The organism is Amycolatopsis sp. NPDC004079 (assembly GCF_040610415.1).
Lineage (GTDB): Bacteria > Actinomycetota > Actinomycetes > Mycobacteriales > Pseudonocardiaceae > Amycolatopsis > Amycolatopsis halotolerans.
Map to the genome: position 1 here is coordinate 18,023 of NZ_JBEXMH010000070.1, position 26,093 is coordinate 44,115.

At 69.3% G+C, this 26,093-nt stretch carries 24 protein-coding genes and 4 tRNA genes; 14 read left to right on the plus strand and 14 right to left on the minus strand.

Going from position 1 to position 26,093, the window contains the following annotated elements; translation table 11 throughout:
• Nucleotides 1–10: 10 nt before the first annotated feature.
• Nucleotides 11–547, minus strand: a complete 537-nt coding sequence (locus ABZX37_RS41485; RefSeq protein ID WP_354749223.1) for a hypothetical protein — start codon at nt 545–547, stop codon at nt 11–13.
• A 201-nt stretch (nt 548–748) separates the two neighbouring features.
• Between ABZX37_RS41485 and ABZX37_RS41490 the strand changes: the two genes are divergently transcribed.
• The gene (locus ABZX37_RS41490; RefSeq protein ID WP_354749225.1) at nt 749–1,327 is read left to right on the plus strand and encodes a TetR family transcriptional regulator; all 579 of its coding nucleotides are present in this window, start codon (nt 749–751) and stop codon (nt 1,325–1,327) included.
• Here the strand turns inward: ABZX37_RS41490 and ABZX37_RS41495 are convergent.
• On the minus strand, nt 1,294–2,793 hold the full coding sequence (locus ABZX37_RS41495) for a DHA2 family efflux MFS transporter permease subunit (protein WP_354749227.1): 1,500 nt from the start codon (nt 2,791–2,793) through the stop codon (nt 1,294–1,296). The genes ABZX37_RS41490 and ABZX37_RS41495 overlap by 34 nt on opposite strands.
• Nucleotides 2,794–3,045: 252 nt before the next feature.
• Between ABZX37_RS41495 and ABZX37_RS41500 the strand changes: the two genes are divergently transcribed.
• Complete coding sequence (locus ABZX37_RS41500; RefSeq protein WP_354749229.1) at nt 3,046–3,489, plus strand: nuclear transport factor 2 family protein; 444 nt, start codon at nt 3,046–3,048, stop codon at nt 3,487–3,489.
• 267 nt (nt 3,490–3,756) lie between these two features.
• Complete coding sequence (locus tag ABZX37_RS41505; protein WP_354749231.1) at nt 3,757–4,602, plus strand: AfsR/SARP family transcriptional regulator; 846 nt, start codon at nt 3,757–3,759, stop codon at nt 4,600–4,602.
• Here ABZX37_RS41505 and ABZX37_RS41510 read toward each other — a convergent pair.
• From ABZX37_RS41510 to ABZX37_RS41520, 3 genes are all read right to left on the minus strand, one after another.
• Entirely contained in the window at nt 4,510–4,734 is a 225-nt protein-coding gene (locus ABZX37_RS41510; RefSeq protein ID WP_354749233.1) for an acyl carrier protein, read from the minus strand. The genes ABZX37_RS41505 and ABZX37_RS41510 overlap by 93 nt on opposite strands.
• On the minus strand, nt 4,734–6,623 hold the full coding sequence (locus ABZX37_RS41515) for an HAD-IIIC family phosphatase (protein WP_354749235.1): 1,890 nt from the start codon (nt 6,621–6,623) through the stop codon (nt 4,734–4,736). The genes ABZX37_RS41510 and ABZX37_RS41515 overlap by 1 nt, the downstream gene beginning before the upstream one ends.
• 388 nt (nt 6,624–7,011) lie before the next feature.
• Nucleotides 7,012–7,086 (minus strand) — tRNA-Val (locus tag ABZX37_RS41520).
• A gap of 391 nt (nt 7,087–7,477) precedes the next feature.
• Between ABZX37_RS41520 and ABZX37_RS41525 the strand changes: the two genes are divergently transcribed.
• From ABZX37_RS41525 to ABZX37_RS41540, 4 genes are all read left to right on the plus strand, one after another.
• Nucleotides 7,478–7,903: an SsgA family sporulation/cell division regulator gene (locus ABZX37_RS41525; RefSeq protein WP_005159130.1), complete on the plus strand. Its 426-nt coding sequence runs from the start codon at nt 7,478–7,480 to the stop codon at nt 7,901–7,903.
• Between the two features lie 126 nt (nt 7,904–8,029).
• Nucleotides 8,030–8,102, plus strand: a tRNA-Gly gene (locus tag ABZX37_RS41530).
• Nucleotides 8,103–8,123: 21 nt separating this feature from the next.
• Nucleotides 8,124–8,194, plus strand: a tRNA-Cys gene (locus ABZX37_RS41535).
• Between the two features lies 1 nt (nt 8,195).
• Nucleotides 8,196–8,270, plus strand: a tRNA-Val gene (locus ABZX37_RS41540).
• Nucleotides 8,271–8,335: 65 nt separating this feature from the next.
• On the opposite strand, the gene ABZX37_RS41545 is transcribed toward ABZX37_RS41540, so the two are convergent.
• On the minus strand, nt 8,336–9,460 hold the full coding sequence (locus ABZX37_RS41545; protein WP_354749238.1) for a Dyp-type peroxidase: 1,125 nt from the start codon (nt 9,458–9,460) through the stop codon (nt 8,336–8,338).
• Nucleotides 9,461–9,842: 382 nt separating this feature from the next.
• Here ABZX37_RS41545 and ABZX37_RS41550 point away from each other — a divergent pair, with 382 nt between their 5' ends.
• A complete protein-coding gene (locus ABZX37_RS41550) occupies nt 9,843–11,159 on the plus strand; it encodes a right-handed parallel beta-helix repeat-containing protein (protein ID WP_354749240.1) in 1,317 nt (438 codons plus the stop codon).
• 116 nt (nt 11,160–11,275) lie between these two features.
• On the opposite strand, the gene ABZX37_RS41555 is transcribed toward ABZX37_RS41550, so the two are convergent.
• The gene (locus tag ABZX37_RS41555; RefSeq protein WP_354749242.1) at nt 11,276–12,004 is read right to left on the minus strand and encodes a hypothetical protein; all 729 of its coding nucleotides are present in this window, start codon (nt 12,002–12,004) and stop codon (nt 11,276–11,278) included.
• Nucleotides 12,005–12,148: 144 nt separating this feature from the next.
• On the opposite strand from ABZX37_RS41555, the gene ABZX37_RS41560 reads away from it, so the two are divergent.
• Complete coding sequence (locus ABZX37_RS41560; protein ID WP_354749244.1) at nt 12,149–14,656, plus strand: SdrD B-like domain-containing protein; 2,508 nt, start codon at nt 12,149–12,151, stop codon at nt 14,654–14,656.
• Nucleotides 14,657–14,699: 43 nt separating this feature from the next.
• On the opposite strand, the gene ABZX37_RS41565 is transcribed toward ABZX37_RS41560, so the two are convergent.
• Nucleotides 14,700–15,944, minus strand: coding sequence for an alpha/beta hydrolase (locus ABZX37_RS41565; protein WP_354749245.1), 1,245 nt, complete (start codon nt 15,942–15,944; stop codon nt 14,700–14,702).
• A gap of 47 nt (nt 15,945–15,991) precedes the next feature.
• Here ABZX37_RS41565 and ABZX37_RS41570 point away from each other — a divergent pair, with 47 nt between their 5' ends.
• On the plus strand, nt 15,992–16,519 hold the full coding sequence (locus ABZX37_RS41570; protein ID WP_354749247.1) for a helix-turn-helix domain-containing protein: 528 nt from the start codon (nt 15,992–15,994) through the stop codon (nt 16,517–16,519).
• Between the two features lie 259 nt (nt 16,520–16,778).
• Here the strand turns inward: ABZX37_RS41570 and fgd are convergent, their stop codons facing one another.
• The 4 genes from fgd to ABZX37_RS41590 form a co-directional block, all read right to left on the minus strand.
• A complete protein-coding gene (gene fgd / locus ABZX37_RS41575; protein ID WP_354749249.1) occupies nt 16,779–17,783 on the minus strand; it encodes a glucose-6-phosphate dehydrogenase (coenzyme-F420) in 1,005 nt (334 codons plus the stop codon).
• A gap of 105 nt (nt 17,784–17,888) precedes the next feature.
• Nucleotides 17,889–19,322, minus strand: coding sequence for a glycoside hydrolase family 76 protein (locus ABZX37_RS41580; protein ID WP_354749267.1), 1,434 nt, complete (start codon nt 19,320–19,322; stop codon nt 17,889–17,891).
• 127 nt (nt 19,323–19,449) lie between these two features.
• A complete protein-coding gene (locus ABZX37_RS41585) occupies nt 19,450–19,824 on the minus strand; it encodes a YciI family protein (RefSeq protein ID WP_354749251.1) in 375 nt (124 codons plus the stop codon).
• 95 nt (nt 19,825–19,919) lie between these two features.
• Nucleotides 19,920–20,963 carry a hypothetical protein gene (locus ABZX37_RS41590; RefSeq protein WP_354749253.1) on the minus strand — a complete coding sequence of 348 codons (1,044 nt, stop codon included), beginning with the start codon at nt 20,961–20,963 and terminating at the stop codon, nt 19,920–19,922.
• Between the two features lie 610 nt (nt 20,964–21,573).
• Here ABZX37_RS41590 and ABZX37_RS41595 point away from each other — a divergent pair.
• The gene (locus ABZX37_RS41595) at nt 21,574–22,368 is read left to right on the plus strand and encodes a siderophore-interacting protein (protein WP_354749255.1); all 795 of its coding nucleotides are present in this window, start codon (nt 21,574–21,576) and stop codon (nt 22,366–22,368) included.
• 5 nt (nt 22,369–22,373) lie between these two features.
• Here ABZX37_RS41595 and ABZX37_RS41600 read toward each other — a convergent pair whose 3' ends face one another.
• On the minus strand, nt 22,374–22,874 hold the full coding sequence (locus ABZX37_RS41600; protein ID WP_354749257.1) for a methylated-DNA--[protein]-cysteine S-methyltransferase: 501 nt from the start codon (nt 22,872–22,874) through the stop codon (nt 22,374–22,376).
• 67 nt (nt 22,875–22,941) lie between these two features.
• On the opposite strand from ABZX37_RS41600, the gene ABZX37_RS41605 reads away from it, so the two are divergent.
• Nucleotides 22,942–23,559, plus strand: a complete 618-nt coding sequence (locus ABZX37_RS41605; RefSeq protein ID WP_354749259.1) for an RraA family protein — start codon at nt 22,942–22,944, stop codon at nt 23,557–23,559.
• Between the two features lie 339 nt (nt 23,560–23,898).
• Here ABZX37_RS41605 and ABZX37_RS41610 read toward each other — a convergent pair whose 3' ends face one another.
• A complete protein-coding gene (locus ABZX37_RS41610) occupies nt 23,899–24,087 on the minus strand; it encodes a hypothetical protein (protein WP_354749261.1) in 189 nt (62 codons plus the stop codon).
• Between the two features lie 122 nt (nt 24,088–24,209).
• On the opposite strand from ABZX37_RS41610, the gene ABZX37_RS41615 reads away from it, so the two are divergent.
• Together ABZX37_RS41615 and ABZX37_RS41620 are read left to right on the plus strand one after the other, a co-directional pair.
• Complete coding sequence (locus ABZX37_RS41615) at nt 24,210–24,506, plus strand: hypothetical protein (RefSeq protein ID WP_354749263.1); 297 nt, start codon at nt 24,210–24,212, stop codon at nt 24,504–24,506.
• 289 nt (nt 24,507–24,795) lie between these two features.
• On the plus strand, nt 24,796–26,025 hold the full coding sequence (locus ABZX37_RS41620) for an alpha/beta fold hydrolase (protein ID WP_354749265.1): 1,230 nt from the start codon (nt 24,796–24,798) through the stop codon (nt 26,023–26,025).
• Nucleotides 26,026–26,093: the final 68 nt, after the last annotated feature.

The window sequence follows — 26,093 nt, forward strand, 5'->3', positions numbered from 1 at the left end:
GGCGCGCCTGTTACCAGACTGCCGTGACCGAAGAGACCGGGGCGCTGCCCACGACCTCGCAGTTCGCGGTCTTGCTGGCCGAGTGGCCGGTCAGAGTGCCGGGCGTGAACGTGACCGCGCCAGGCGAGGTCAGCTGAACCGTAGCCGTGCCGCCGGTCATCGTCCGGTCTTCGCCCGGGGCCTGGGCAGTGGGGTTGGTGAGCCCGGTGGCCGAGACGCTGCCGGTCTGAGTACCGCCCAGCACCACCTTCAGATCCGCGTCGATGGCCTTCGCCGGAATGGTGATGCCTTCCTTGTTGACGCCGAGGCTGCCGCTCACCGAGAGCTGCACGGTGCCGCCGACCTGCGCGTGCACCGGGGCGTCGATCTTCCAGGTGAACGTCCAGTACGTGTCGTCGTCCAAGCAGTGGTACCGGGCCTGCACCGGGGCCCCGTAGACGTGTGCGGCCGGAGCCGCCAGCGCGGGTCCGGCGAAGATGCCCGCCGCGGCGGCCGCCGCGGCTCCGAGCACCGCGCCGCGCATTGTCCACCGATTCATCGCGACCATGACTCTATTCCTCCATCGGGTAGGTTGGCCACGGGTTGTCGTCGAATGGGCAGATCTGTCCGACAAGATTCCCCAGAATTTCTGACAACAGCTCCCCCTCGGCCAGTAAATGGTCGAACCAGCCTCAACTCTACTCGAAAACATACGAATAGGCACCGGCCTTTCCAGCGAGATTTCGGACAACGGCTATAATCCTTGACCATGGTCGAGGATTTCGATGCGCGGGGCCGCAGCGGCAAACGACAGCTGAGCGAGGCGCGCATTCTGGCCGCGGCCCGCCGCCAGTTCGCCCGGCAAGGCTACAACCAGACAACCATCCGCGGCATCGCCGCCGCGGCAGGCGTGGACCCTACCCTGGTGATGCGCTATTTCGGCTCGAAGGACGAACTGTTCTCGCAGGTCACCGAGGACGTCACCCCGGACGAGCCGACCGGCTCGACACCTGGCGAGCTGGCGGAGTCGCTGCTGACCCAGCTGACTGCCAAACTGGACGAGGAGCCGGTCGCCGCGCTCGCCCTGCTGCGCTCGATGCTCAGCCAGCGGGGAGCCGCGGTGTCGGTGCGCAAGGACCTGTCTTCGACTGCGCGCGACGTGAGCCGCCAGATCACCGCCAACGATCCAGAATTGCGCACCAGCCTGGTCGGCGCAATCAGCATCGGAGTGATCGTGGCACGCTATATTCTCCGCCTGGACGGCCTGAAAGAAGCTTCCACGGAACGTGTCGAAGAATTGCTCCGGCCCTGCATTCATTCCCTTGTCGTCGGTACCGAAGAATCCTGACCCCCGGGTTTTTCGGCGCTCGACGGTGCGCGTTTCCCCGCCGTGCGCGGCAGGAACAACGCAGGCACGACCGACAGCACGGTGAAGCCGACGGTCCACCAAAACGCGACGCCGAACGCCCCCGCCAGCCCGGCCGCTCCGCCACCGTCCGCCACGGCGCCCACCTCGATCTGGAGGATGACCGCTGTCAGCGCGGTGCCGAACGAACCGCCGATCCGCTGCAGCACCTGCACCATGCTGGTCATCCGCGGGATCTGTGCCGAAGCGAGTCCGCGATAGGCGGCGGCCATCACCGGGATCGTCGAAGTGCCCAACCCGATGCCCCGCAGGACCATCGCCGCCGCCAGCAGCGCCGGGTGCGCATTCGCGCCCACCTGAGTGAACGGCACCGTGCCGACGAGGGTGATCGCCAATCCGGTCAGCACGATCGCCCGCGGAGCCATCCGGTCGGTGAGCCTGCCCACCACGACCAGCGCGACCATGGTGCCCAGCCCCTGCGGAGCGAGCAGCAGCCCGGCCCCGAGCGCGCCCCGGCCGAGCACCTGCTGGAAATACAGCGGCATCAGCAGCATCGAGCCGAAGACCGCGATGCCGGACAAGAACATCAGCGCGCCGGAGGTCGCCACCGCGCGGACTTTCAGCAGCCGGACGTCCAGCAACGGCGCGACAGCCGTCCGCCCGGACAGCGCGCGGACGCAGAACCCGCCGATCAGCAGCACCGCCGCGACGAGGGTCGCGATCACGTCCGCCCGGCCGACACCGCCTTGGCCCGCACGGGAAAAGGCATACAACGCCCCGGCGACGCCCGGGCCGAGCAGCGCGAGGCCGAGCACATCGAGGCGGTGGTCCGCCGAACGCGGACTGTCCGGCATCGCCCGCCAGGCGAGCAGCAGGGCCGCCGCGCCGATCGGCAGATTGACGAAGAACATCCAGCGCCAGCCGAGCTCGCCGATCAGGAAACCGCCGAGCACCGGGCCGACGATCGGGGCCAACTGAGCAGGAATGGCGACCAGGCTCATCGCCCGGCCGAGCCGCCTCGGCCCGGCGGCCCTCGCCATGATGGTCTGGGACAGCGGCGACATCAGGCCGCCGCCGATTCCTTGCAGGACGCGGAAAACGATGAGCGAAGGCACTGACCACGCCATGCCGGACAGCGCGGACCCGAGCAGGAAGAGGGCGAGCGAGGACAGCCAGACCCTCTTCACTCCGAACCGGTCGACTGCCCAGCCGGCCACCGGCATGAACGTTCCCAGGGCGAGCAGATAGCCGGTGCTGACCCATTGCACTTGCGAAACCGGGGCGGAGAACTGGCGCGACAGCGTGTCGATGCCGACGTTGACAATGGTCGTGTCCAGCAGCGGCGTGACCGCCCCAGCCAGCACCACACCCGCCAGTTTCAGCAGGGCAGGATCGATCCGCTCGGCGGTTCGCTGTTGTTCGCTGATGTCCGCCTCCCCCGGCGTCACGCGGGCCGTCCCCTGGCCCGCGCCGACAACCTACCAGCGGAGCCTCTTTCCGTCACCCCGCTCCGAGATTCTCGACAAATATAAAAGTAAACGCTTGTTGACCTGAACAGTAAACTAGTGTTGACAGCGTGCACGGAGCGCTCATACACTCGCGCAATCGGTTACTGAGGGACACCGTGCTGGGCCGGGTTCCGGCATTCACGCCAGCCAGCACCGACACTTGCGCCAGCCAATCGGATCGGACAGTGGGACATGACTGAAGACAAGAAGCACTACACACCGCGTGAGATCTTCGAGCGCGTCAAGTCCGCCACCATCGGCAAGGACCCCGACTACGCGGATCTCTACGCCGAGGACGGCGCGCACGAGCTGCCTTTCGCCCCGCCCGGCGTGCCCAAGCGCATCGAGGGCAGGGAGAAGATCCGCGCATTCCTCGAAGCCGCGTCCGCCAACGCGCCGATGAAGTTCACCGAGTTCGCCAATGTCCGGATACACGACACCGACGAGCCCGGAACGATCATCTGCGAATACGACCTGCACGGCGAAGTGGTCAAAACCGGCGCGCCGTTCGTCTTCGGGTACGTCCTGCTCATTCATGTCCAGCACGGGAAAATCAAGCTCATCCGCGACTACATGGACTCGCTGGCTATGACCACCGCGCTCGGCGGCCTGCACGGAGCGACCAAGAGCGAGTGACCCACGGGGCAGCCGCGGGCGAGAAACCTGTCAGCAGGCCGAATCTCGGGTAGAGTCGGATTGTCACCGGCGACCCGCACAGCGATCGCTGCGCGGGTCGTCGTCATGCCGACGCCTGTTGCGCCCATCGCCGCGCGCGGCAGGGACTTCCACACCTCGGAAACACGGGAACCGCCGGCGTGGACTGGGTACCGAAGGCAACGGAAAGCGTGTCTTTGTAGCAGATCGATATTTCATCGAAACGCTTCGTCTTTGGGGGGAACGACCATGCGCTACGAGATCCTGGGCAGGCTGCGCGTCGCGCACGCCGAGGAAAGCATCGAAATCACTGCTCCAAAAGTGGGCGGACTGCTGGCGACCCTGCTGGTATGCGAGGGACAGATTGTTTCCTCGGACCGGCTCATCGGCGAATTATGGGGAAGCAATCCCCCGAAAAAAGCACTCTCCACCCTTCACGTGCACATGTCACAGCTGCGCAAGACTCTGGAATTGCTGCGATCAGGCCGGAATACCATCACCACGAGGTCATCGGGATATCTGCTGGCGGTGCGGCCCGGCGAACTGGACGCGCACGAGTTCCGCAGGCTGGCCATCGAGGGCCGCGATCACGCACGCGGCAAGCGGCATGAAGAAGCGGTAACCGCGTTCGATGCGGCACTGTGCTACTGGCGCGGCCCGGTGCTCGAGGAACTGCGCGACGCCCCGATCATCAACAATTTCGCGAGCAGCCTGGAAGAGACTCGGCTGGAGTGCGTCGAAGCGCGCATCTCCTCCAACCAGGCACTGGGCCGCTACCGGGAAACCGTGGGCGACCTGGTGTGGCTGGTCGCCCAGCACCCGCTGCACGAAGAGCTGCGCCGCAAGCTCATGCTGGCGCTGTTCCATTCCGGGCGGCGCGCGGAGGCCCTGGAGGTCTACGACGAGGGCCGGCGCATCCTGGACCACGAACTGGGGCTCGGGCCGAGCAAGCCGCTCAGCGAACTGCACCGGTCGATCCTGTCGGCCGGCCGGAGCGTTCGCTCAGGAGCCGGGGAGCAGAGCGTGCACGTCGCGCAGGGTGGCTGCTTCCAGCAGGTCCGGCAGCGACACTGCAGCACCCGCCCGGCGCTCTAGCACCGAAAGCAGCCAGAGCAGGTGCGCCGAGTCCCAGCCGGCCAGCTCGTCGAACGGGACCTCGACGTCCGCCGCGGTCACCGGCAGGCCGAGTTCGTCGCGCATCACGCCGACCAGGTCGTCAAGGCTCATCACGCCGCACCTCCGGGGAAGTCCTGCTGGAACGTCAGGTGGTCGGGGACTTCGGGAATCTCGCTCAGGTCGTGCCGGAAAGCACGGCCCTGCGCGCAGGGCACCTCGGCGAACCCGTGCCTGGGGTACAGGTCGGCGACCACACCGTTGCGCGCGGTCGGGACGTAGCTGCCCTCGACCGATCGCGCGCCTCGGCCGAGGGCGTACCCGAGCACCGCGGAAAGGCACGCCTGTTCGATGCCCCGGGAAAATACCCGGCAGCTCAGCACGAAGTTGTCGATCCGCAGCACATTGCTTTCGTGACGAAGGAAAAGCGCGCCCACAAGCCCGTTTTCGCCGAATCGGTCGGCGGCGTGCACGGTGAGCACCAGCGCGTCCGGATCGGCACGCCAGGAGTCCACATCGGACTGTTGGAGCCGGTGCGCGGTCAGGTTGAACTGGTTGGTGCGCAAGGTCAGCTGGGACACCCGGGGCACCTCGGTGTCCCCGGCCGCGGCGAGGCGCACCCGCACCCCCAATTCGCGTAGATAGTCCTGAATGGAGTCGAACCGGTCGAGGAAATCCTGCCGCTTCAACTCGTCGCGATACCGGCTGCCCCGTGCGGTGTCTTCGGCGGTGAGCCTGCGGGTGTCGAACCATCCGTCAGCGAGCAGCCGACGAGCGTGCAGCGCGGGGTCGCCGTCGATGTCGACCACCACCGCCGCGGGCAGTTCGCGGCGGACGAGGCCGCGCTCGGCGGGATTGTCGTCGACGAACACCAGGCTGTCCACACCGATGTTGAGCGCCTCGGCCAGTTCGGCGAGGTTGTCGTGTTTGGGCCGCCAGTTGGCGATGATCCGCACGAAGTCCTCCTCGCGCAGCGCCAGCCCGGCTCGTTCGCGCAACGCCTCGCGCACCAGGTCTGCCTCGTTCTTGCTGACGACAGCCAGCAGCACGCCCTGCGCGCCGAATTGCTTGACGACCCGCCCGAACGATTGGAACGCCTCACCCCGCCGCCCTTCGGACACCTCGATGCCGTCCACCCCGTCGTCGCCGAGGACGCCGCCCCACAGGGTGCCGTCGAGGTCGACCGCCAGGCATTTGCTGCCGCGTCCGAGCAGATGGCGGCCGAGGTGGCCGACCTCAAGCGCGTAACTCGCGAGCAGTCGCGGCGAGAGGTGTGCTTTGGCGTAGCTGCTCAGCCGCGGATCGGTGACCTCGACGCCCTCCGCGACCAACGGGTCCAGGTCGATCACCACGACGGCCGGATGGTCGTCGGCCAGTTCGAGCAGCCGGGTGTTCGCGGCCCGCCAGACCGCGCCGAGCCGGCCGCGGGAACGGTAGTCGATCAACTGCGCGGACAGCGCCCTGGGCAGCGGAACAGTGTTCAGCACCAGGGTGGCACCGTTGCCGGCTTTGTCGAACGTTGCGGCGATCCGGCGCAGGACGGCAATGGCCTCGTCGAGTGCGTCAGCGGCCTCGTCCGGTCCCCATGGCGTGGGCAGCCGGTCGGCCACGATCATCGGGTCCAGCACGCACAGCACCAGATCGGGCTTCGCCGTGTAGACCTCGGAATCCGGGTCGGCCAGGTCGAACACGTAGCTGTCGAACAGGCTCAGCCGCACGTCGGCGAGCACCCCGTGCCGGGCGAACTCCCCAGCCAACGCGGGCTCCAGCATGGCCAGCGTGCTGTGTCCGGTCACCGCCACCGACAGCCTGGGGGTCGCCGGGTACTCGGCGAGCACCGCATCGATGTCGAGCCCGCGCAGCAGGCGGCCCGCCCGGACCACCTCGTCGTGGTCCGCGCCGTCGAGCAGCCTCCGCAGCGCGGCGAAATCGGCCGTTCCCGGTGTCTGCTGGAGGGCGGTGCGCACCCCGGCAACCCGGTCGGTCGCTGGTCCGGCGGACATGGCGGTTCTCCCTCCCCGCTCGGCTCACGGGCCGTCCCGCTGTTCGGGCCCCGGCAACAGCGATGCTAGGAAGAGCACTTAAGCCACGCTGAAACCACGCCGTGCGCCTCGTGCGTGGAGCGGGCTCGACCGCTGATCCTGCAGTCGCCCGCGCGGCGGCGGGCGGCCGGGCCTGGCCAGCGATCGGTTTCGGCGAGCCGCGCCGTTGCGGGTGCGCCGGGCGGCTGCCTCCCGCTCGCTTGTCAACGCAGGCCGGGCTTTGTCCCAGTCGCGGACAGCAAGGCCTCGTCCGGGACAGCATCTCCGCAGCCGATGACCGGCGGTCCGCGCTCCCCGGGAATGCCGAAGGCCTGCCGACAATGATCGTCGGCAGGCCTTCGGATGGTGGTGGTGGGCGATACTGGGATCGAACCAGTGACCTCTTCGGTGTGAACGAAGCGCTCTCCCGCTGAGCTAATCGCCCGCTCGCGGTGCGAACTCAGCCTACCCCACGACTTTCGGGGGCCTGCAAACGGGTGGTTTGATCCGACTACAGCGCGTCTGCCTGCGAATACCGTCCGAACAACCCCGAGCTAACCAAGGCCTTGCGCGGGCGGGGGCGCGTGCGGCCGTCCGCGACATCCGTGCGACGGTGCTATCGCACAGCGGCCGAACCGCGCAAGATGTACCGGTGGCTCCCCACCGGGCGCCCGCTGAAGGCTGCGCGGCACGGACGGCGACGGACCGGACGGACCTCGGGGCAGACGGTCTCGAACGGGTGATCTCGAGCGCACTCGCGACGGATCCGGGCTCCTGGTGCGTCTCACCGTTGTCCTCGGTCGTCCAGGCCGGGAAGGGAGACGAAGGGTAGGACGATGCGCAACGATCACGTGACGCTCCGCTCGACGGCGGTCTTCGACCTGCTGGCGCCGCGGACCCCGGCGGTTCCGGTGAAGGTGGAGCTGCGCTACGACACCCGCGACCCTTATGCCGTCGTCGCCGCCTTCCGCACCGGGCGGGCCGGCTGGGTCGAATGGGTCTACGCGCGCGACCTGCTGGCCGACGGCCTGCTCGCCGACGCCGGCGACGGGGACGTCCGCATCCGGCCCTCGGTGGAGGACCCGGAATCGGTTCTGATCGAGCTGAACTCGCCGTCCGGGCACGCCATGTTCGAGGCGTCCGCGCAGGAGCTGGCCGATTTCCTGGACCGCACGTACGACGTCGTGCTGCCGGGCAACGAACACCTGTGGGTCGACGTCGACGACGCGCTCACCCACCTGATCCCGAACGATCTGGCCTGATCACCGCCCCGCGAGCAGGCCAACAACCCCCCGGTGCCACGCCGGCCGCCGGGGTCGGATATGGTTCTTTCACACCACGGCGACGGGGTGCGGGCTTCCCGCCCGCGACTTCGGAGCCACGGTAGTGCGGACGTAGCGCAGCTGGTAGCGCATCACCTTGCCAAGGTGAGGGTCGCGGGTTCGAATCCCGTCGTCCGCTCGGAGGGCTCAAGCCCCATGCGGTGGAGTGGCCGAGAGGCGAGGCAACGGCCTGCAAAGCCGTGTACACGGGTTCGAATCCCGTCTCCACCTCGCGCGATTAGCTCAGCGGGAGAGCGCTTCCCTGACACGGAAGAGGTCACTGGTTCAATCCCAGTATCGCGCACCAGCGTTGCCCGGAAGCCCTGCTTCTCTTCGGAGAGGCAGGGCTTTCGTCGTTCCCGGGGCGCCCGTTCAGGACGGGAACAGCGCCGATCCCAGCGGGCGGTGTTCGTCGAAGCCCGGGAGGATCAGGAAGGTTCCGCTCGCCGTGGTGGTCGTGAACGGCAGCAGCGCGTCCGCGGCTTCCATGCTCGCCAGGGTCGCGGTGAACGTGTGCAGGTCGTTCTGGAAGCTCACGAAGAGGAGGCCCGGGGCTGGCGTGTCCATGCTGTAGCTGCGGCGCAGCATGAGCCCGGCCCCGACGACGTTCGCGTGGGCGCGGCGGATGTGGGCGTCGGCGGGGACGAGGTAGCGGCCGTCCGGGGTTTTCGCGCCCAGGTCCGGACCGTCCGCTGTGGAACCGCCGGACAGGGGGATTCCGGTGTCTCTTCGGCGGCCGAAGACGGATTCCTGTGCGGCTACCGGCAATGCGGCGAATCGGGTCACGTCCAGCGCCATCCGCCGGACGACGGCGATCGTGCCGCCCGCAACCGGAGGCGGGCCGGGGAGCCATAGGTCCCGTTGCTGCTCGGCGGGAGTGTGCGGGCCGATGATGCCGTCGACGAAACCCAGGACGTTCCTCGGCGCGGTCAGTCCGGCTGAGACCGGGACGTGCGGTCCGCGTGCGCCGGATTGCCGCCAGCGTTCGCGTACGCCAGGCTTCGCGAGGAGCGCTGCTGCGGCGACGGGCGGCACCAGTGGGTCGCTGGCGCAGATCTGGAGCAGCAGGTCTCCGCCGCGGTCGGACGGTGCGATCGTCTCGTGCGCGGCGGGTGGGAGGTCTTTCGCGCCGGGCAGTTGTGGATCGCGGGTCTGGACGAGGCGGGGGCCGACGCCGACTGTCACGGTCAGGTCGCCCGGGGGCAGGCCCAGGAGGCGGGCGTCCGTTCCAGCGGTCAGAGCCATGATGCTGCGGCCTAATTCGGCGAGAATTGGCCCTGGCGCAACGGAAACATCTGCGGTGACGACCAGCAGATGCGATTGCGGCTGTTGCGGCGTGGTGATCCCGGCTTGGTGCATGCCGGTGGGCGGGATCGGGCCGGGCCGGGTCTCGGCGGAGTCGGGTGCGGAGGCGGCGTGGCAGCCAGCGGCGAGCCCTGCGGTCACCGCGGCCCCGAGAAAAGCGCGGCGGGAAGGGCGGCGCTCAGCGGAATTCACGACGGGCAGCGTGACAGATTCCGGTGCGCCAGGCGAATTCGGCTCGGCAAAGCGGGTGTCTCGTCAGGCGGTGGTATGCGAAGCGGCTCCGACAAAGCGGCCGAGTTATCTCCTGCCGGATGCACTCGTCACAACGGCTCCCACGCCCGGCTGGGTGGAGCGCTGCCAAACTCACGACCCGCGACGACGGCCCTGCTCCCCCTGGTTCGCTGCACCGGTCTGCAAAGGCCGCGGCGTCCACGTGCGAATCCAGCGGGACAGCGCCAAAGCGTGCCGCTCCCCCGCGGCCTGCCGACCGCATCAAGCACCAACCAAGCGCACGACCGCCAACCCGGCCAACAATCACCCCAACGGAATCCGGCTCTCGTGCCAGACTGGGCGGATGCGTTTTCCCGCCATGGTGGCGATCCTGGGGCTTTCCGCCGCGCTGGTCAGCGGTTGTGGTTCTTCCTCCGCCGAGGGTCATCGGCCGGACGGGGCGGGGGTGACCATTCGCGTCCCCGCCGACGCGCCCACTATCTCCGCCGCCGTTTCCCTGGCACAGTCCGGGGATCTCGTGCTTGTCGCGCCTGGGGAATACCACGAAACGGTGAAAATCACGACGCCGAAGGTCACGCTGCGCGGCGAAGTGCGGGAGCGGGTGGTCGTCGACGGGCAGCTGAAGCGGGACAACGGCGTCGTCGTGTCCGCGCCGGGCGTCGCGGTGGAGAACCTGACCGTCCGGAATCACACGCAGAACGGCGTCCTCGTCACGGGTTCGGTCAAGGCCGCCGACGGGCTGCCGGGACACGGGGGCGGTTACGACACCGGTGACGAGCCGATCCGGTTCCTCAGCTCGTTCCTGGTCTCGCACGTCACCGCCACCCGCAACGGTCTCTACGGAATCTATGCGTTTTCCGCACAGAACGGGGTGATCGAGCAGTCGTACACGTCCGGCGGTGCCGATTCCGGAATCTATGTCGGCCAATGCAAACCGTGCCGGACGGTCGTGCGGGACAACGTCGCGGAGCTCAACGCGGTCGGGTACGAGGGCACGAACGCCAGCGGCGAGATGTACGTCGTCGGCAACCGGTTCAGCGGGAACCGGGTCGGGCTGACCACCAACTCCGACCACCAGGAGAAGCTGTTGCCGCAGCAGGATTCCGTGGTCGCCGGGAACCTGGTCGCGGCCAACGGGCAGGCGGCGACGCCCGAGCAGGCCGACGGCGGCTGGGGCATCGGGATCGGCATCGACGGCGGCAGCGGCAACCAGGTGCTGCGCAACCGGATCGCCGGGAACGCGAACGCCGGGCTTGTGCTCACCGCGACCCAGGACGTGCCGCCGAGGGGCAACCGGATCGTCGGCGACGTCTTCGCGGCGAATGGCCTCGACGTCGGCTGGACGTTCCCCGGTCCGACGAAGGGCAGCGGAAACTGCGTTGATTCCGGGGCGCTGCGCACGATTCCGGAGGGATTGGCGGCGAGTGCCGCTTGCCCCTCAGCGGCGGACTCCCCTGCTGGTGCCTGGACCAGGGCGAAACCGCCTGCGGGCATTCCGTTCACGGAGGTCGCGGCACCGCCGCCGCAACCGCAATTCCCGGACGGGCGCACGGCCGGTCCCACGGTTGTCCCTGCGGTGCCGGAGTTTCCGGACGTCGCGAAAATCCAGGTGCCCGGCACGTCGTTGCTGGCGGACCGGGCTTCGGTGGCTGCCGCCTAGGGGCGCAGATCGCAGTGCCGCGATTCCCGCACGCTGACGCCCACCGGCCACGCGGTCGCTCACCACCGCATCCCCGCCGACAGATCGGGCCTCAAGAACCGCATCCTGACGAAACGTCAGCTGCCAGCCGGAACCGCAATGAATTCGTGCGTATCGAAATCAATGACAACCGGATTCGTCTCCCCCGGAACCGAAGCCCGCATCCGATACATGACGCCGTCCCCGTCGAGCCAGTACCGGACGGATTCCGCGCTGCCGGGCCGTTCCCGGGAATCCGGACCCGTGAAGACGTCGACCGCGTGCCCGTTCACCCGATCGGACCCTACCCATTCGGCACCGTTCTGCGGGAGCAATTGCGCGTTGTCCGGCCGGTCGCTGCCGAGGCCGAGCAGAATGGCCAAGGACCGGTCCAGCGGACCCGCTGCCGGATTGAGCGGGCGGCCGAACCAGCCGTCGGCGGGCGGGTTCGCCGGGGGCAGGCCGGGGACCGCGGACAGCGGGCGGAGTTCGACGCGGGTGGCGGTCCACCGGATCAGACCATTGCCGGAGTCGTTGCGCCCCTTGCCTTTCAGCACTCCGTAACCGGTCTTGGCGCGGTAATCGGCCGAACCGGTGATCACGAGTTCGCCCGCCGCGCCGGGGACACTGATCGTCACCGCGCGGCCTTGTTTCTGGTAATTGCGGAATCGCGCGATCGCGAGCCGGCTCGCCTCGTCCGCGGTGACCGCGCGCGGACCGGAATCGGGCGAACTGGCGGCGACATACGAGAATATTCCTGCGCCCAGCACGACTGTCACCGCGAGAGCGACGACGATCCAGCGGCGCGCGATCCGTTTGGCAAGCACAGCGAGTGACCGTAGCAGGGATTTCGATTCACCCGGTCCGTTTATCCCGGTGCCGTACCCGGAAAGGTCGTTTTCTGCTTCACTGTTACAGCTTTGCGGCACGCCGCGCGAATATTCCGCGCAGAGAACGGAGATCCCGCAGTCATGAACAGAGGTGGCAGAAGAACCCGTGGCAGATACCGGCTGACCCGATTAGCCGCCGCTGTCCTGGTGCTGGGCGGCAGCGCGATGACGGTCACCGCCGGCAGCGCCGAGGCCGCGGAAGACGGCACATTGACCGTCCAAGTGCTCCGCGATTTCTTCGGCACCGGCGTCATCAACGCCACCATGGACACCCCGCAGCCGGGCATGTCTGTGCTGGTCACCGACCCCGCCGGGCATCAGGTGCGCGGCCGCACCGACGCGGCGGGCAAGGTCGTGGTGGACCCGGCCGCGCCGCTCGCCGGCGGCCGGTATCGCGTCGACGTCTCCGTTCCGGATCCGTATCGCGCGTATTTGCAGGCCGCGCCCGCGTCCACGGAGAAAAACCACTTCGACAGTTTCACGACGTTCGTGGATCTGCGCGAGGCCAAGGACGTTTCGGTGATCACCGGCGTCTGGAACCCGGCCGACCACACCCTCCCGGACGCCCGTTATTACGTGCCGGTGCAAAACCCGGCGGTGAACAGCGACGGCAGCGCACCCGATCCGAACACCCGCGCGCTGGTCGCGTTCGACCGTAATCTCCGCGGCACCTGCCCCGCCGACTCGGCCTGCCCGACCGTGCTGAACACCCAGGCGCAAGTCGGCACCACGTGGGGATTAGCGTACGACAAATACCGCGACCGCATTTTCCAGTCGGCGTTCGCGAAACGCTTCACCACCTACGGTCCCGAAGGCGGGGGCGCGATTTACACCACGCCGCTCGGCGGCGGCGCGCCCAAGCTGTTCGCGAAGGTCCCGGCCGCGGAGATCACCGCCCACGGCGCGGTCGACATGCGCAAGGACGAGCATTTCGTCGACGTCCCCGGCAAGGAAAGCCTCGGCGGGATCGCGCTCACCGAGGACGGCAAGAAGCTGTACGCGATAAACCTGGCGACCCGGAACCTGCTCAGTTTCGACGCGACCGGAGACACCGCGAAGATCGAGAAGCAGACGCCGATCCCAATGCCGGAATGCGCCGACCCGGACGACTGGCGGCCGTTCACGGTCGCCGCGCACGACGCGAAACTGTACGTCGGCGGCGTCTGCTCGGCGGAAAGCACGAAGCGGCGCGAGGACCTGAAAGCGGTGGTCTACACCTACGACGGCACGAAGTTCACGCCCGTGGTCGAGCACCGTCTCGACTATCTCCGCGGCAACGTCATCGCGGGCTTCCAGGACGAGGACATGGACCACTGGAACCCGTGGGACACCTCGTTCGCCTCGTGGGACAAGTTCATCAAGCACGGGCCCGGGATCAACCCGCAGCCGGAACTGGCGAGCCTGGCGTTCACCCGCGACGGCTCGATGATCCTAGGCTTCCGCGACCGGTTCATGGACGTCTTCGGCTCCGGCATCGACCCGCGGCCGGGCCGCACCGGGGTCGCGACCGGCATGTCCGGCGGCGACATCACCATGGCGTGCGCGGCGCCCGGCGGCGGATACGACTGGGAGGGCACCGGGGTCTGCCCGAACCACGGCACGTACGCGACCAACGGCCACGAGCCGGCGGGCACGGTCGAATACTTCCACGGCGACTTCTACGACCCCAACCGCTCCGGCAACGGCCTGCACCAGGAGGCCGCGCAGGGTTCGGTCGCCTACATCCCGCAGCAGCAATGGGTGATCAGCACCGAACTCGACCCGGCGCAGGCGGTCAGTTCGGACGGCGTCGGCTACTACGACGTCGGCACCGGCATCGGGCCGGGGCAGGACAATCCGAAGCACGGGTACGCGTTCGTGGGCCCGGCCAACAGCTTCGGCAAGGCGGGCGGGCTCGGCGACATCGCCTACCAGGCGGCGAACGCGCCGATCCAGATCGGCAACCTCGTCTGGTTCGACGGCGACCACAACGGCATCCAGGACCCGAACCGCACCGACGAGGTCCCGCTCGCCAAGGCGACGGTGAACCTGCTCGACGTCGACGGCAAGAAGGTCGCCACCACGCAGACCGACAAGGCGGGCGAGTACTACTTCGGCGGCGTCGGCGCGGAGTACCAGCTGAAGCCCGGCGAGAAGTACACCGTGCAGTTCGACGTCTGCACCGCGGCCACGGACAACGTGCCCGGGACGCCGCCGGCGACCGACTTGCGGTTCACGCTCCCGACCGCAGGCCCGGACCGGGCGCACGACTCGAACGTCGTGCCGCCCAAGACCGGACGGCTCTGCAACGGCTACGCGCCGGTGACCGCTCCCGCCCAGGCGGGCGGGGTCGACCACACCATCGACGCCGGGGTCTACCTGCCGGCGCCGCCCGGCCCGCCCACGTCGTCGGCTCCCCCGGCGACGAGCCCGAACCCGGCGGTTCCCCCGGTGGCCCATCCGCCTGCTTCGGGCGCGACGGACACGGATTCCCTTGCCTCGACCGGGATCCCGCTGCTTCCGATGCTGCTGATCCTCGGCGGAGCCCTTCTTGCCGGAGGCACCGGCTTCCTGGTGGCGAGCCGGAGAAGGCGGTTCAGGCGGCAGTGATCGCCACGGTGGCCGAGGTCCGCGACGCGGGCCTCGGTCGCCGCTATCGCGCCAGCCAGTCCGCGAGGTCTGCCACCACCGCGGGGTCGACGTGCTGCGGTCGCTGGTAACTGTCCGGTGTGGACGGTCCGGTGCCGGGGAAGAACTCGTGGTCGTCCGCTGGATAGACACGAATGTCCACCGCCGGTCCGGCCAGTCCGTTCCGCCATCGGGACAGGTCGTCCTCGACGGTGACCTGATAATCCCGGCCGCCCTGCATCAGAAACATCGGCACCGCCAGCGACGCGGCGGTCGTGACCGGGTCGTACTCGCGCAGCTCCAGCCAGTACGACCCGGGATAGCCGAACAGCAACCCGTCCCCCGGCGCGGACGGCGACAACGCCGGATCGGCGACCGCCGCGGCCTGCCGGGTGATCGGTTCGACGAGCGCCGCGACCTTGGCGTCCAGCGCAGCCAGATGCCGGACCACCCGGACAGCGGCTTCCTGCATCGGCTCGGCATCAGCCGCCAGGAGAACCAGCCCCGCGACCGACGGCTCGGCGATCGCCACCAGCGGCGCGACCTTCCCGCCCATGCTGTGCCCGGCCACGAACACGCGCGCGGCGTCGACACTGTCCTGCGCCTGCAGAAGCCGGACGGCCGCGACAGCATGCGGCACGTATTCCGCGGACATCGTGAACCCGGGCGCGCTGGCCAGTTCGGGATGGGCGTGCGTCACCTTGTCGAAGCGCAGCACCGCCACGCCCCGGGAAGCCAAGCCCCACGCGAGATCCTTGAGCGGCTTGTTCGGCCCGGCCGTCTCGTCGCGGTCGAAAATCCCGCCGCCGCTGAGCAGGACCACGCCCGGCCACGGCCCCTCCCCTCGCGGCACGGTCAGCGTTCCGGGCACCGAATGGGGTTCCGCGGAAAGAACGACGTCCTGTTCGACGAACGCCGCGCCATCCGCATAGGACGGTTTGGTCCATCCCACGGCGGCAGCAAGCCGAAGCCCCGCAACGGTTCCCGCCGCGTCGACCGACATCACCACGAGAAACCCGCCCCGCGCGCACATGACCGGCACCTGCACCCGGGTCAGCCCAGGACCCGCCGGCTCAGCGACCGGTCCTCCCAGCGCGGCCACCGGACCGTGCTCACCGGTTTGTGCAGTCCACGCGGCTTCCAGCGCCGCGCCGGACACCGCCGCCCGCAACTCCACCGAGAACCGCGTCGCGATCTCGCCGAACCGCCCGTCTCGCGCCTGCTCGACGACAGCCGTCGCCACCTCGCTCGGATTCATCCCGACCCCCATCGTTCTCAAGTTATGCGAATGGTAGCACCGTGTGAGAACATTCGGGGGTGGACGTGTTGACTCTCCTAGGACATCCGGTACGGCTGCGGATCGTGCACGCGCTGCGCGGCGACCGGACGCTCACCACCGCACAACTGGGCGCACTGCTCCCGGACGTCTCGAAGGCGACGGTCTACCGGCACGTCGACCTCCTCGCCGACGGCGGAATCCTCGAGGTGGCCGACGAGCAACGCGTGCGCGGCGCGGTCGAGCGCACCTACCGGCTGCGCAAGGAAAACGCGTCGATCGACCAGGACGCGATCGCGCGGCTGACCCCGGACGACCACCGTCGCGGATTCGCCGCCGCGACCGCCGCGCTGGTCGCCGAGTTCGACGCCTACCTGAGCCGCGACCAGGCGAATCCGGTGGAGGATCTCGTCGGCTACCGGCAGCACGCCGTCTGGCTGGACCGCGACGAACTGCTCGCGATGATCGACGGCATGCGGAAAGCCATCGCCCCCATGCTCGCCAACGGGCCCGCGCCGGGGCGCACACGCTACCTGCTCAGCCCGATCCTCTTCCCCAGCGAAGACTGAAACCCCGCCCAGCACGAGGCCCCTGCCAGGAACTCAAGCCGTGCGACCGTGTCTTGAGGTCCGTGAAGGGCTCCTTGGGGGAATCAGATTCCCTCAAGGAGCCCTTCACGGACCACTGCCCGGCTTTCGCTTCGGGGTCCGGGGCTCAGGGCGACCTGCGCTCAACCGGACCGAGCCAGCCGAGCTGCGGAAACACGACGGAAGCGCGTCCGCCTCACAGCCGCACGAGGCCGGACGGGAGTTTCCGCGGCAATAGAGATCAGGCCAGCGCGCGCAGCCGCGGCAGCACGTCCTCGGCGAACTGCGACAGGTACCGCTCCTGGTCGTGGCCGGGGCCGTGGAAGACCAGGTGGTTCAGGCCCGCGTCGAGGTACGGCTTGATCTGCGCGACCGCCTCGTCCGGGTCGGAGGCGACGATCCACCGCTTCGCGACCTGCTCGATCGGCAACTCGTCGGCCAGCCGCTCCATCTCCTCCGCCGACGACACCGTGTGCTTCTGCTCCGCGCTCAGCGACAACGGGGCCCAGAACCGGGTGTTGGCCAGCGCCTTCTCCGGGTCCCGGTCGTACGACATCTTGATCTCGATCATCCGGTCCACGCCGGACGCGTCGCGCTCACCCGCCGCCGCGCCCTCGGCCATCGCCGGCATCAGCTTGTCGGTGTAGAGCTCCATGCCCTTGCCGGACGTGCAGATCATGCCGTCGCCCGCGCGGCCCGCGTACTTCGCCACCACCGGGCCGCCCGCCGCGATGTACACCGGCACCGGACGCTCCGGCCGGTCGTAGATCTTCGCGTTGACCAGCTGGTAGTAGTCGCCCTCGAAGTCGACGCTGTCCTTGCTCCACAGCTCGCGCATGAGCCGCACCGACTCGCGCAGCCGCGCGAACCGCTCCTTGAACTCCGGCCATTCCCGGCCCGACACCGCGATCTCGTTCAGCGCCTCGCCGGTGCCCGCGCCCAGGATCACGCGGTCGCCCGACAGCAGTGCCATCGTCGCGAACGCCTGCGCGATCACCGCCGGGTTGTACCGGAACGTCGGCGTCAAAACGCTGGTCCCGATCAGCACGCGGCTGGTCCGCTCCGCCACCGCGGGCATCCACGCCAGCGCCCACGGCGCGTGCCCGCCCTCGTGGCGCCACGGCAGGAAATGGTCCGACACCCACACCGAGTCCAGCCCCAGCTCCTCGGCCCGCACCGCGAACTCCACCAGCTCGCGAGGCCCGAACTGTTCCGCCGACGCCTTGTACCCGACCTTCAGCTCCACGATCGCCCTTCCCCGTCCGCATGAACCACGCAGGATTCCGTGGCACCGTCAACCGTACCCGGATGGGCCTTGCGGAGACGGGTGTGCTGTCGATCACTCGCCGGGCTAGTACGTCGCGTTCATCAAGGCGAGCGCCGCGGCCTGGCAGCCCGGTCCTTTCTCCGCGGCGGAGGACCACGAACGCGAGTACTGGTCGAAGTCGTTGCGGGAGTTCGTGTAGGCGGAATCCGCTTGCCTGGCCAGGAAATCCCGGTACGGCGCGTCGGGCGTCGCGGTGTCCAGTTCGGACAGACCGCGGACGAGCCCGGCCTTGAAGTACGACCCGTCGTCGCCGCAGCTGCTGCCCTCGCCGGGGTCGTGGACGATGCCGTCGGAGCCGGTGAAAAACGACCCCGTGCGCGTCGTGGAGTCGGCGACCGAACGAGCGGTGCCGATCAGGTCCTGGTCGCCGGTGACCTTGGCCAGTGCGGTGAGGCCGGAGACGAATACGCCCTGGTTGTAGGTGTAGCGCTGGCCGACGGCGGCGCAACTGGCGCCGTCGATGCCGTCCACGACGAGGCCGTCGGAGCCGATGAGTCCCTTGCCGCGGAACCAATCCCAGCCTTGCCGCGCCCGTGTCCGGTAGGTCGCGTCGCCGGTGCGGTCCGCGATGGTGGCGTTGACCTGGATGTAGAGGCTGTTGGAGATGGACGCCTTGTACGTCAGGCCTTCTTTCCACCGGATGCCGCCGCCGCAGTCGCCGGTCCAGAAGGTCTGCATGTGGTCGGCGTCGGCCTTGGCGGTGGCGAGGTAGCGCTGCTGGCCGGTGCGGTCGTAGGCGTCGAGCCACGCCATCGCCCACCAGCCGGTGTCGTCGGAGAACTCGTTGCGGAACTGCCCGCGGCCGGCGTTGACGTTCTTGTCGTACGTCGTGGCCGTCGCGTAGTCGTAGCTGGCCATCCGGCTGACCGACGCGTTGCGGATCACCGCGGCCAGCGACACCGCGCTCCCCCAGCCGCCGCCGTTGCGGAAGTAGCCGGTGCCGTTGTCGTAGAGCGCCATCAACGCGGTCGCCGCCGCCTGCGAGCGGTTCGCCGCGTTCCAGCGGGTGCGCGCCCAAGGCGTGCAAGCGATCCGGCCGGTGTCGACCGCGCTGCCGCACGCGCGCAGGGCGCCGACGCCGCGGGTGTTCCAGTCGTCGTTGTTGTACATCTGGGTGCGCCAGCCGCCGACTCCCGACGGCGCGGTGGTCAGGCCCAGCTGTGCGCCGCCGTCCCAGGTCGCGCCGCCGTCGAAGGACCGGTCGAGCCACACCTGGTCGCCCGGGCGCGAGTGGTCGACGACCGCCCAGCCCATCGGGTCGCCGTCGGCGAAGTGCAACTGGAGAACGCGGTCGTCGAGCGGCGCGGTGACCGCGATCCGGTCGCCGGACGCCTGGTCGGCGGCACGGTCGTCGCAGTATTTGTTGCACACCACGATATTCGCCGCCGGCTGTGGCTCCGGTGTTTTCGCCTGGACCGGCGCCAGCGCCGACATCGTTGTCAAGACCGCCGTGAGCATGACCCGCACCGCTGCCTCCTCGGATCCCCGCCCTGTCCCCAGAACGAAGATCCCCGCGAGGCGCGGTGCGGGTCAACGAATGACAAAGACTTGGCGCGCGAATAGGCCGGATGCCTTGCGCGCTGGGCTATTCCGCGCTCACGCCCTCGAGATCCCCGGCCTCCACGACCTGGCGGACCTCGACCTCGACCTCGGCGAACAGGTCCGCGTACTGTCGCGCGTACTCGACCGCCTGGGCCAGGTCCGCGGCGTTGACCAGGGCGAACCCGCCGATGACCTCCTTGGTCTCGGTGAACGGCCCGTCCGTCGCGGTCGGGTTCGCGCCGCGCGGCTTGCGGACGATCGAGCCCCTCTCCGACGGGTGCACGCCCTCGGCGGCGATCAGGATGCCGCGTTCGGTCCAGTCCTGGACGAACGCGCCGATTTTCTCCATGAACTCGGGGCTCGGGTTCCAGGCCTCGGGGGCGCTCTCGTCAAGCCGGTGCATCAGCAGGAAACGCATTGCCCGCTCCTCGGGGTCGGTGGCCGGTTCCGTCCGGCCGTCGCATCCTCGTCGAACGGGCCGGCGCGACATCGACACCTCGCCGAGTTTTTCTTTCAGCAGCGATGCGACGGCGACCTTCGGGGCCGGGCGACCCAGGCCGCGACGCCCGCGGCGAGGGTCACGGAGGTCACCGCGACGCCGGCGATCGGGCTGTTCATCAGCACGAGGCCGGTGAGGAACGCGGTCCCGGCGAGGAGGAGCAACGCCATCCGGAGCGTGGACGCCCAGGTGACGACGAAGTCCGCCGCACGGGTGGCCCAGGGGTCGCGGGTGTCGGGCTTGCGGTGGCGGCCGTGCTTGCGGCGGGCGAGAACCCGGTGCGCGGAGGCGAGCATCTCGTCCCGCGTGGCGATCCGGCGGGGCGGACGGGAGAAGGGATCCCAGTCGACCACTACGCGGACGCGGCTCGGGTGGTCGGGATCGGGGTGCTGGGGGTCTGCGGGATGGGGCGGTTCGGGTGCGTTGACCGCGGCCGTGGCGGCTTTCGCGTCGCTTCCGACCGCCTCAGTCGCGACCCCGTTGCCTGGTTTGGAGCGATCGGGTGCGTTGCTCGCGGCCGGGTCGGGTTTGACCGCATCGCTCGCAGCTGCATCGCCCGGCCGAGCCAACTCGGCTTCGCTGCTCGCGGCCCGGTTGGGTTTGATCGCATCACTCGCGGCTCCATCGCCCAGCCGAGCCAACTCCGCTGCGCCGCTCGCAGCCGAGTCGGGCTTGGCCACATTGCTCGCCGCCGCAACGCCCGACAGAGCCAACTCGGCTGCGCCGCTCGCGACCGGATCGGGCTTGATCGCATCACTCGCGGCCGCATCGCCCAGCCAAGCCAACTCGGCTGCGCCGCTCGCGGCCGAGTCGGGCTTGGCCACATTGCTCGCTGCCGCAGCGCCTCGCTGCGTCCCCTCGGCAGGCTGGGCCGCCTTCTCCCGCTTTGCCGCGCCGCGCGCTCGCGGAGCAGGCTCCGGTTCGCACTCGCGGCCTAACTGCCGCGGCTGAGGCTCCTGGACCAGCACTGCGCTTTCCCCTGGCTCGGGCGGCGCGCCGGTCTGGCGCGGCTGCCCGGTTCGGAGCGGCTGGTCGGCGAGGCAGGGAACCACCGTCATGAGGTCGTCATCCCTTTCTCTTCCGGCCGGCGGACCGGTTCCGACGGCTGTCCGGATCCCGGCCGTTCGTGCGGCGCGCGCCCCGGATGGGCTCATCCTGGCGAAGACGGTGCGTCACCGACCAGTTCTACTGGCAGTGTCGCGGTGAACGGTCCCTCAGCGTCGCCCAACGGTTCGAGTGAAGGTTTTCGCTACTCTTCGCTGTCACCGATTCGACACCCGGCGGCCACTCCCTCGACGGCTTGTCCAGACCTCGTGACACGTCCACGAACAGCGGAGAACCGACCCTGACACGGGAATATGCACGTTCATCCGCACATTCGCCAGGTGGAGAAACTCGATGACACCGGACATGACCACCGGGCAGCGATACACAGAGCGTCACAGCGAGTCGGTTTATTGAGCAGTCAACCGTCACCCACATGAGTGATACGGAGAGTGATCATCGAGCGTAGGCAACAATCCGCGAACTGGCCCGGATGGAGGCATCCTCCGGAGGCGAGGACCACGGACGGGTGCATTCGGGCCGAGTGCGCACACCCTTGCCGTCCGATGAGGACTGCGACTACCGTTCATAAGGCAAGCCTTGCCTAACTCAATGAGGACCACCATGCCGACCCTCCCCCAGCGCCGCACGCCCGACAGCAGGCGGCTGCTCCGGACGTCCGTGCTGCGCGCCGAACGGACCTCCACGCATTTCGTGACCCTCACCGTCGGCGGGGAGGACCTCGAGGACTTCGCGCCGCTCGGATTCGATCAATGGTGCCGGTTGTTCTTCCCGCGCGAGGGCCAGCGCGAGCTGCGCCTCCCCACCGCTTCGAGCAATCGCTGGCTCGCTCAGCACATGCTCATGAGCAGCGCGTCCAGGCCGTGGGTGCGGAACTACACGATCCGGGCGACGCGGCCCGGCGAGGTGGACATCGAGTTCGCGGTGCACGGCGACGGCGGTCCGGCGTCGAGGTTCGCGGAGAGCGCGCGGCCGGGCGACGAGATCGGGATCCTCGACGAGGGGATCACGTATCTGCCGCCGGAAGGCGTGCCGCAGTTGCTTCTTGCCGACGAGAGCGCGATTCCCGCCGCGCTGGCGATCCTGGAGTCGTCGCCTGGTCTGCGCGCCACGGTTTTGCTGGAGGTCGGGGCGCGGGACGACATTCACGCGGTCGACGTGCCGCTCGGAACCGAGGTTCAATGGCTGGTCCGCGAGGACGATCGACTGCCGGGGCGGCTCGCGCTCGACGTCCTCGCCCAGCTCGATCTGTCCGACCCGCCGGGCTACACGTGGGTCGCGGGCGAAAGCGGGCTGGCCACCGGCGCGCGGCGGTTTCTCACGCGGGAGCGCGGGGTTCCGAAGCAGGCGATCGCGTTCCAGGGGTATTGGAAACACGGCCGCGCCGCGCTGGGGTGAGGCCGTTAGAAGAGGCGTCCGGCGTCGTCGGCAGGCGGTTCTTCCAGCTGCAGCAGGAACCGTTTCCGGTCGACGCCGCCCGCGTAGCCGGTGAGGCCGCCGCTGCTACCGACTACTCGGTGGCAGGGCACGACGATGCTCAGCGGGTTCCAGCCGTTCGCGTTGCCGACGGCCTGCGCCGCGCCGGGTTCGCCCAGTTCGACGGCCAGGTCGCGGTAGGTGCGGGTTTCGCCGTAGGGGATGCTGGTCAGCAGCTGCCACACCCGGCGTTCGAAGTCGGATCCGCGCAGGTCGAGTTCGAGGTCGAAGGTCTGGCGCCGGCCGGTGAAGTACTCGTCGAGCTGCTGAGTCACGGTGGCGAAGGTGTCGTCGGCGCGCGGGCCGAAGTCGGGGAAGCGCGGGGTCCGGCTGTGGCCGTCGAAATAGACGGCGACCAGCGCGCTGCCGTCCGCGACCAGGGTGAGGTCGCCGATCGGTGACGCCGCGACGGTGTGCCGGAAAGCCATTTTCTCCTCCGTGATCGGTGCCACGGAACGGTATCCGGCCGGGCCGCGCGTGAGAGCATCGCCGTCCATGGACGACGGTTTCGCCGACATCCCGACCACGACGCTCGCCGACCTGCTCGGCCGCGGCCAGGTGCTCGACTACGGGGTGCGCCCCTTGTGGGGTCCGGTGCCGAGGATCGCCGGGCCCGCGTACCCGGTGCGCTGCCCGCCAGGCGACAACCTGATGCTGCACGCGGCCATCCACCGTGCGCCCGCGGGAGCGGTGATCGTGGCCGAATCCGGCGACGTCGACTACGCGCTGGCTGGCGGGAACGTCTGCGCGACTGCTCAGCGGCGCGGCATCGCGGGCTTTGTCCTGGACGGCGTGATCCGCGACCTGTCGGAGGTTCGCGAGGCGCGTTTTCCGGTGTTCGCGCGCGGCGTGATCCCGATTCCCGGCACGAAAGCCGCGGTGACGCCGCTTGGCGAGCCCGCGCGGTGCGGCGGGGTGACTGTGCACGCCGGGGACATCGTCGTGGCGGACGAGGAAGGCGTGGTCGTCGTGCCGGGGCCTGGCGCGGCGCAGGTGCTGGTGGACGCGCGGGCGAAGCTGGCCAAGGAGGAGGCGCAGACGCTCGACGAGTGGGCGGAGGCGCACCGGGCGAAGGTGGACGCGGCGCTCGAGGCCGGCGGATTTCGCGGCTGACGCGACCACCGCGGCGCGCGGGACGCCCGGAGTGTTCGGGCTTCCGCGGGCCTGCGCGAAACAATCGCAGGTGAGGCTGGCGATTGACCTGGCCCGGATCGGAGAGGGCCGCAGGGGCTTAGGCAGGCGGGCGGACCGGCCTCAGCGGGCGTCCAGACGGGCGAACCGCCGTCAGCGGGCGTCCAGACGGGCCGACCGGGCGTCAGCGGGCATCCACGCAGCCGGGCCGACCGGCGTCAGCGAGCCTCCAGGCAGGCGGGCGGACCGGTGCCGTCCGTCCCGCCCGGCGGGGACCCCTTCCTGAGCCGAGGATCTCGGCTGCCGAGACTTCCGTCCGGTTTATTCCGGCCGGACTGTCCACAAGGGACCCGCCATCGCCAGCTCGGGGCCGGGTTCCGATTCGGGCGGGAGGGGTTCGGGGTCGGGCAGCGGACGGGCCGGTCCCGGCGTCACCGGGTCGGGCTCCACCGGACCGGGCGGGACGGGCTCGGGCGGGGCGGGCGGTGCGGTCGAGCGGGGGCGAAGCATCGCGGACTCCTTTCACTCCCCGATGGGCTACCGCGGACCGGCGGCGGCGAAACATCCACCCGTCCCCGCCGAGGTCGGCTAGGGTCGAAGGCGGAGCCGACGAACCGAGAAGAGGCGAGACGATGAGCGCGGACAAGCCCGGCGAGCAGCAGCCGCTCGACGCGGAGATCGTGGAGAGCCCCGGCACGCCGCCGCCCGCTGCCCTGCCCGAACCCGATTACAGCGAGAACGGCGCCCCGTCGTTCGACTTCGTGCGGGACCGGATCGAGAAGCGGTACACGACGTCGGTCGGCGCGCAGGAGATCGCCGGGATCGGCGGGCCGGAGGACCTGGAGTCGCTGGACAAGAAGATCGCCGACCGCAAGGAGGCGGCGAAGGACAAGCTGGCCGAGATCCGGCGGTCGATGGGGAAGGAATAGTTCCGGCTCCCAGACCCCGGCAGAACCGCGGCGGGAAGCGATCGCCGCGTCGACCGGTGTTCGCGCCGCCCAAGCGGCGACGCCCCTGCGCGATGCGGCCAAGCGCCTCCTCCCCGGAAGAGCAGCGCCGGGCACCTTCCGCGCGAACGGGACCCGACGTGCCCCCTCGCCGACGAGAAGCCACCGCTCCGCTCAGGGCGAAACCGCCGCGGCTCTTGAGTCCACAGTGGACTGTCCGGGTAGCAATTTCCGTGGCCTCCCCGACGCCCGTTCTGGTTGAATCGCCCGTATGGCAACCTCCGTGCGCGTTTCCGGCCTGGTGCTCACCGAGCACGAGTTCTCCGTCCCCCTCGACCATTCCCGTCCCGAAGGCGCGAAGATCACCGTCTTCGCGCGGGAGGTCGCGGATCCCGACGGGCTCGACCGGCCGTTTCTCGTTTATCTCCAAGGCGGTCCCGGGCACGAAGCGCCGCGGCCGTCGCGCGGGACGCCCAGCTGGTTGCCGCGGGCGTTGCGGGAGTACCGGGTGCTGATGCTCGACCAGCGCGGCACCGGGCGGTCCACGCCGGTCGGCGCGCTCACCGGCACGCCGGCCGAGCAGGCCGAATACCTCACGCACTTCCGCGCCGACGCGATCGTGCGCGACGCGGAGTTCGTGCGGCGGCAGCTGGGGATCGAGAAGTGGAGCGTGCTCGGGCAGTCGTTCGGCGGGTTTTGCACGCTCGCTTACCTTTCCCAGTACCCCGAGGGGCTGGCCGAGGCGTTCTTCACCGGCGGGCTGCCGCCGATCGCGCGGCATCCGGACGAGGTTTACACCGCGACGTTCGCCAATCTGCTCGAGCGCAACCGCCGGTACTACCTCCGCTACCCCGGCGATCGCGCGCGCGTCGAAGCGCTGTTGCCGTTGCTCGACGACGGGGCCGTGCTCCTGCCCGACGGGAGTCCGCTCACCGCGCGGTTGTTCCAGCAGCTCGGTTACGTCCTCGGCGCCAGCGGCGGCGAGGAAGCGCTGCATTATCTGCTTGAGCGCGACCCGAAGTCCCCGGCGTTCGCGTACGACGTCGCGAGCTCGCTGCCGTTCAGCGCGCGCAATCCGCTGTACTCGGTCATCCACGAGTCGTCGTACTCCGACGGGTTCGCTACGCGCTGGTCCGCCGAGCGCGTGCTGCCGGACGAGTTCCGCACCGACCGGACGTTGTTCACCGGCGAGCACGTGTTCCCCTCGCTCTTCGAGGATCTCCACAGCCTCCGGCCGATGAAGGAGACCGCGGAACTGCTTGCCGCGCACGAATGGCCGCGGCTGTACGACGCCGACGTGCTGCGCGAGTGCACGGTCCCGGCCGCCGCCGCGATCTACGCCAACGACATGTACGTCGAGCGGGCGTTTTCCGAGGAAACCGCGCGGCTGATCCCGACGCTGCGGCCGTGGATCACCAACGAGTACGAGCACAACGGCCTGCGCGCGGGGGGCGAGCACGTGCTCGGGCGGTTGATCGACCTCGTTCGCGGACGCGTCTGACCTGCCGTGAGGGGACCACGACCCGGTCTCCCCGACGCTGGTCGACCCGAAGGTGCGGCGCTACACCA

Bases quoted from the DNA above. Each gene is read 5' to 3' on its own strand.
- ABZX37_RS41615 (WP_354749263.1), top strand. From the start codon at position 24,210: ATGAGCGCGGACAAGCCCGGCGAGCAGCAGCCGCTCGACGCGGAGATC.
- ABZX37_RS41600 (WP_354749257.1), bottom strand. From the start codon at position 22,874: ATGGCTTTCCGGCACACCGTCGCGGCGTCACCGATCGGCGACCTCACC.
- ABZX37_RS41580 (WP_354749267.1), bottom strand. From the start codon at position 19,322: ATGCTCACGGCGGTCTTGACAACGATGTCGGCGCTGGCGCCGGTCCAG.
- ABZX37_RS41560 (WP_354749244.1), top strand. From the start codon at position 12,149: ATGAACAGAGGTGGCAGAAGAACCCGTGGCAGATACCGGCTGACCCGA.
- ABZX37_RS41505 (WP_354749231.1), top strand. From the start codon at position 3,757: ATGCGCTACGAGATCCTGGGCAGGCTGCGCGTCGCGCACGCCGAGGAA.
- ABZX37_RS41605 (WP_354749259.1), top strand. From the start codon at position 22,942: ATGGACGACGGTTTCGCCGACATCCCGACCACGACGCTCGCCGACCTG.
- ABZX37_RS41565 (WP_354749245.1), bottom strand. From the start codon at position 15,944: ATGGGGGTCGGGATGAATCCGAGCGAGGTGGCGACGGCTGTCGTCGAG.
- ABZX37_RS41510 (WP_354749233.1), bottom strand. From the start codon at position 4,734: ATGAGCCTTGACGACCTGGTCGGCGTGATGCGCGACGAACTCGGCCTG.
- ABZX37_RS41620 (WP_354749265.1), top strand. From the start codon at position 24,796: ATGGCAACCTCCGTGCGCGTTTCCGGCCTGGTGCTCACCGAGCACGAG.
- ABZX37_RS41500 (WP_354749229.1), top strand. From the start codon at position 3,046: ATGACTGAAGACAAGAAGCACTACACACCGCGTGAGATCTTCGAGCGC.
- ABZX37_RS41490 (WP_354749225.1), top strand. From the start codon at position 749: ATGGTCGAGGATTTCGATGCGCGGGGCCGCAGCGGCAAACGACAGCTG.
- ABZX37_RS41595 (WP_354749255.1), top strand. From the start codon at position 21,574: ATGCCGACCCTCCCCCAGCGCCGCACGCCCGACAGCAGGCGGCTGCTC.
- ABZX37_RS41590 (WP_354749253.1), bottom strand. From the start codon at position 20,963: ATGACGGTGGTTCCCTGCCTCGCCGACCAGCCGCTCCGAACCGGGCAG.
- ABZX37_RS41485 (WP_354749223.1), bottom strand. From the start codon at position 547: ATGGTCGCGATGAATCGGTGGACAATGCGCGGCGCGGTGCTCGGAGCC.
- ABZX37_RS41585 (WP_354749251.1), bottom strand. From the start codon at position 19,824: ATGCGTTTCCTGCTGATGCACCGGCTTGACGAGAGCGCCCCCGAGGCC.
- ABZX37_RS41610 (WP_354749261.1), bottom strand. From the start codon at position 24,087: ATGCTTCGCCCCCGCTCGACCGCACCGCCCGCCCCGCCCGAGCCCGTC.
- ABZX37_RS41550 (WP_354749240.1), top strand. From the start codon at position 9,843: ATGCGTTTTCCCGCCATGGTGGCGATCCTGGGGCTTTCCGCCGCGCTG.
- ABZX37_RS41515 (WP_354749235.1), bottom strand. From the start codon at position 6,623: ATGTCCGCCGGACCAGCGACCGACCGGGTTGCCGGGGTGCGCACCGCC.
- ABZX37_RS41525 (WP_005159130.1), top strand. From the start codon at position 7,478: ATGCGCAACGATCACGTGACGCTCCGCTCGACGGCGGTCTTCGACCTG.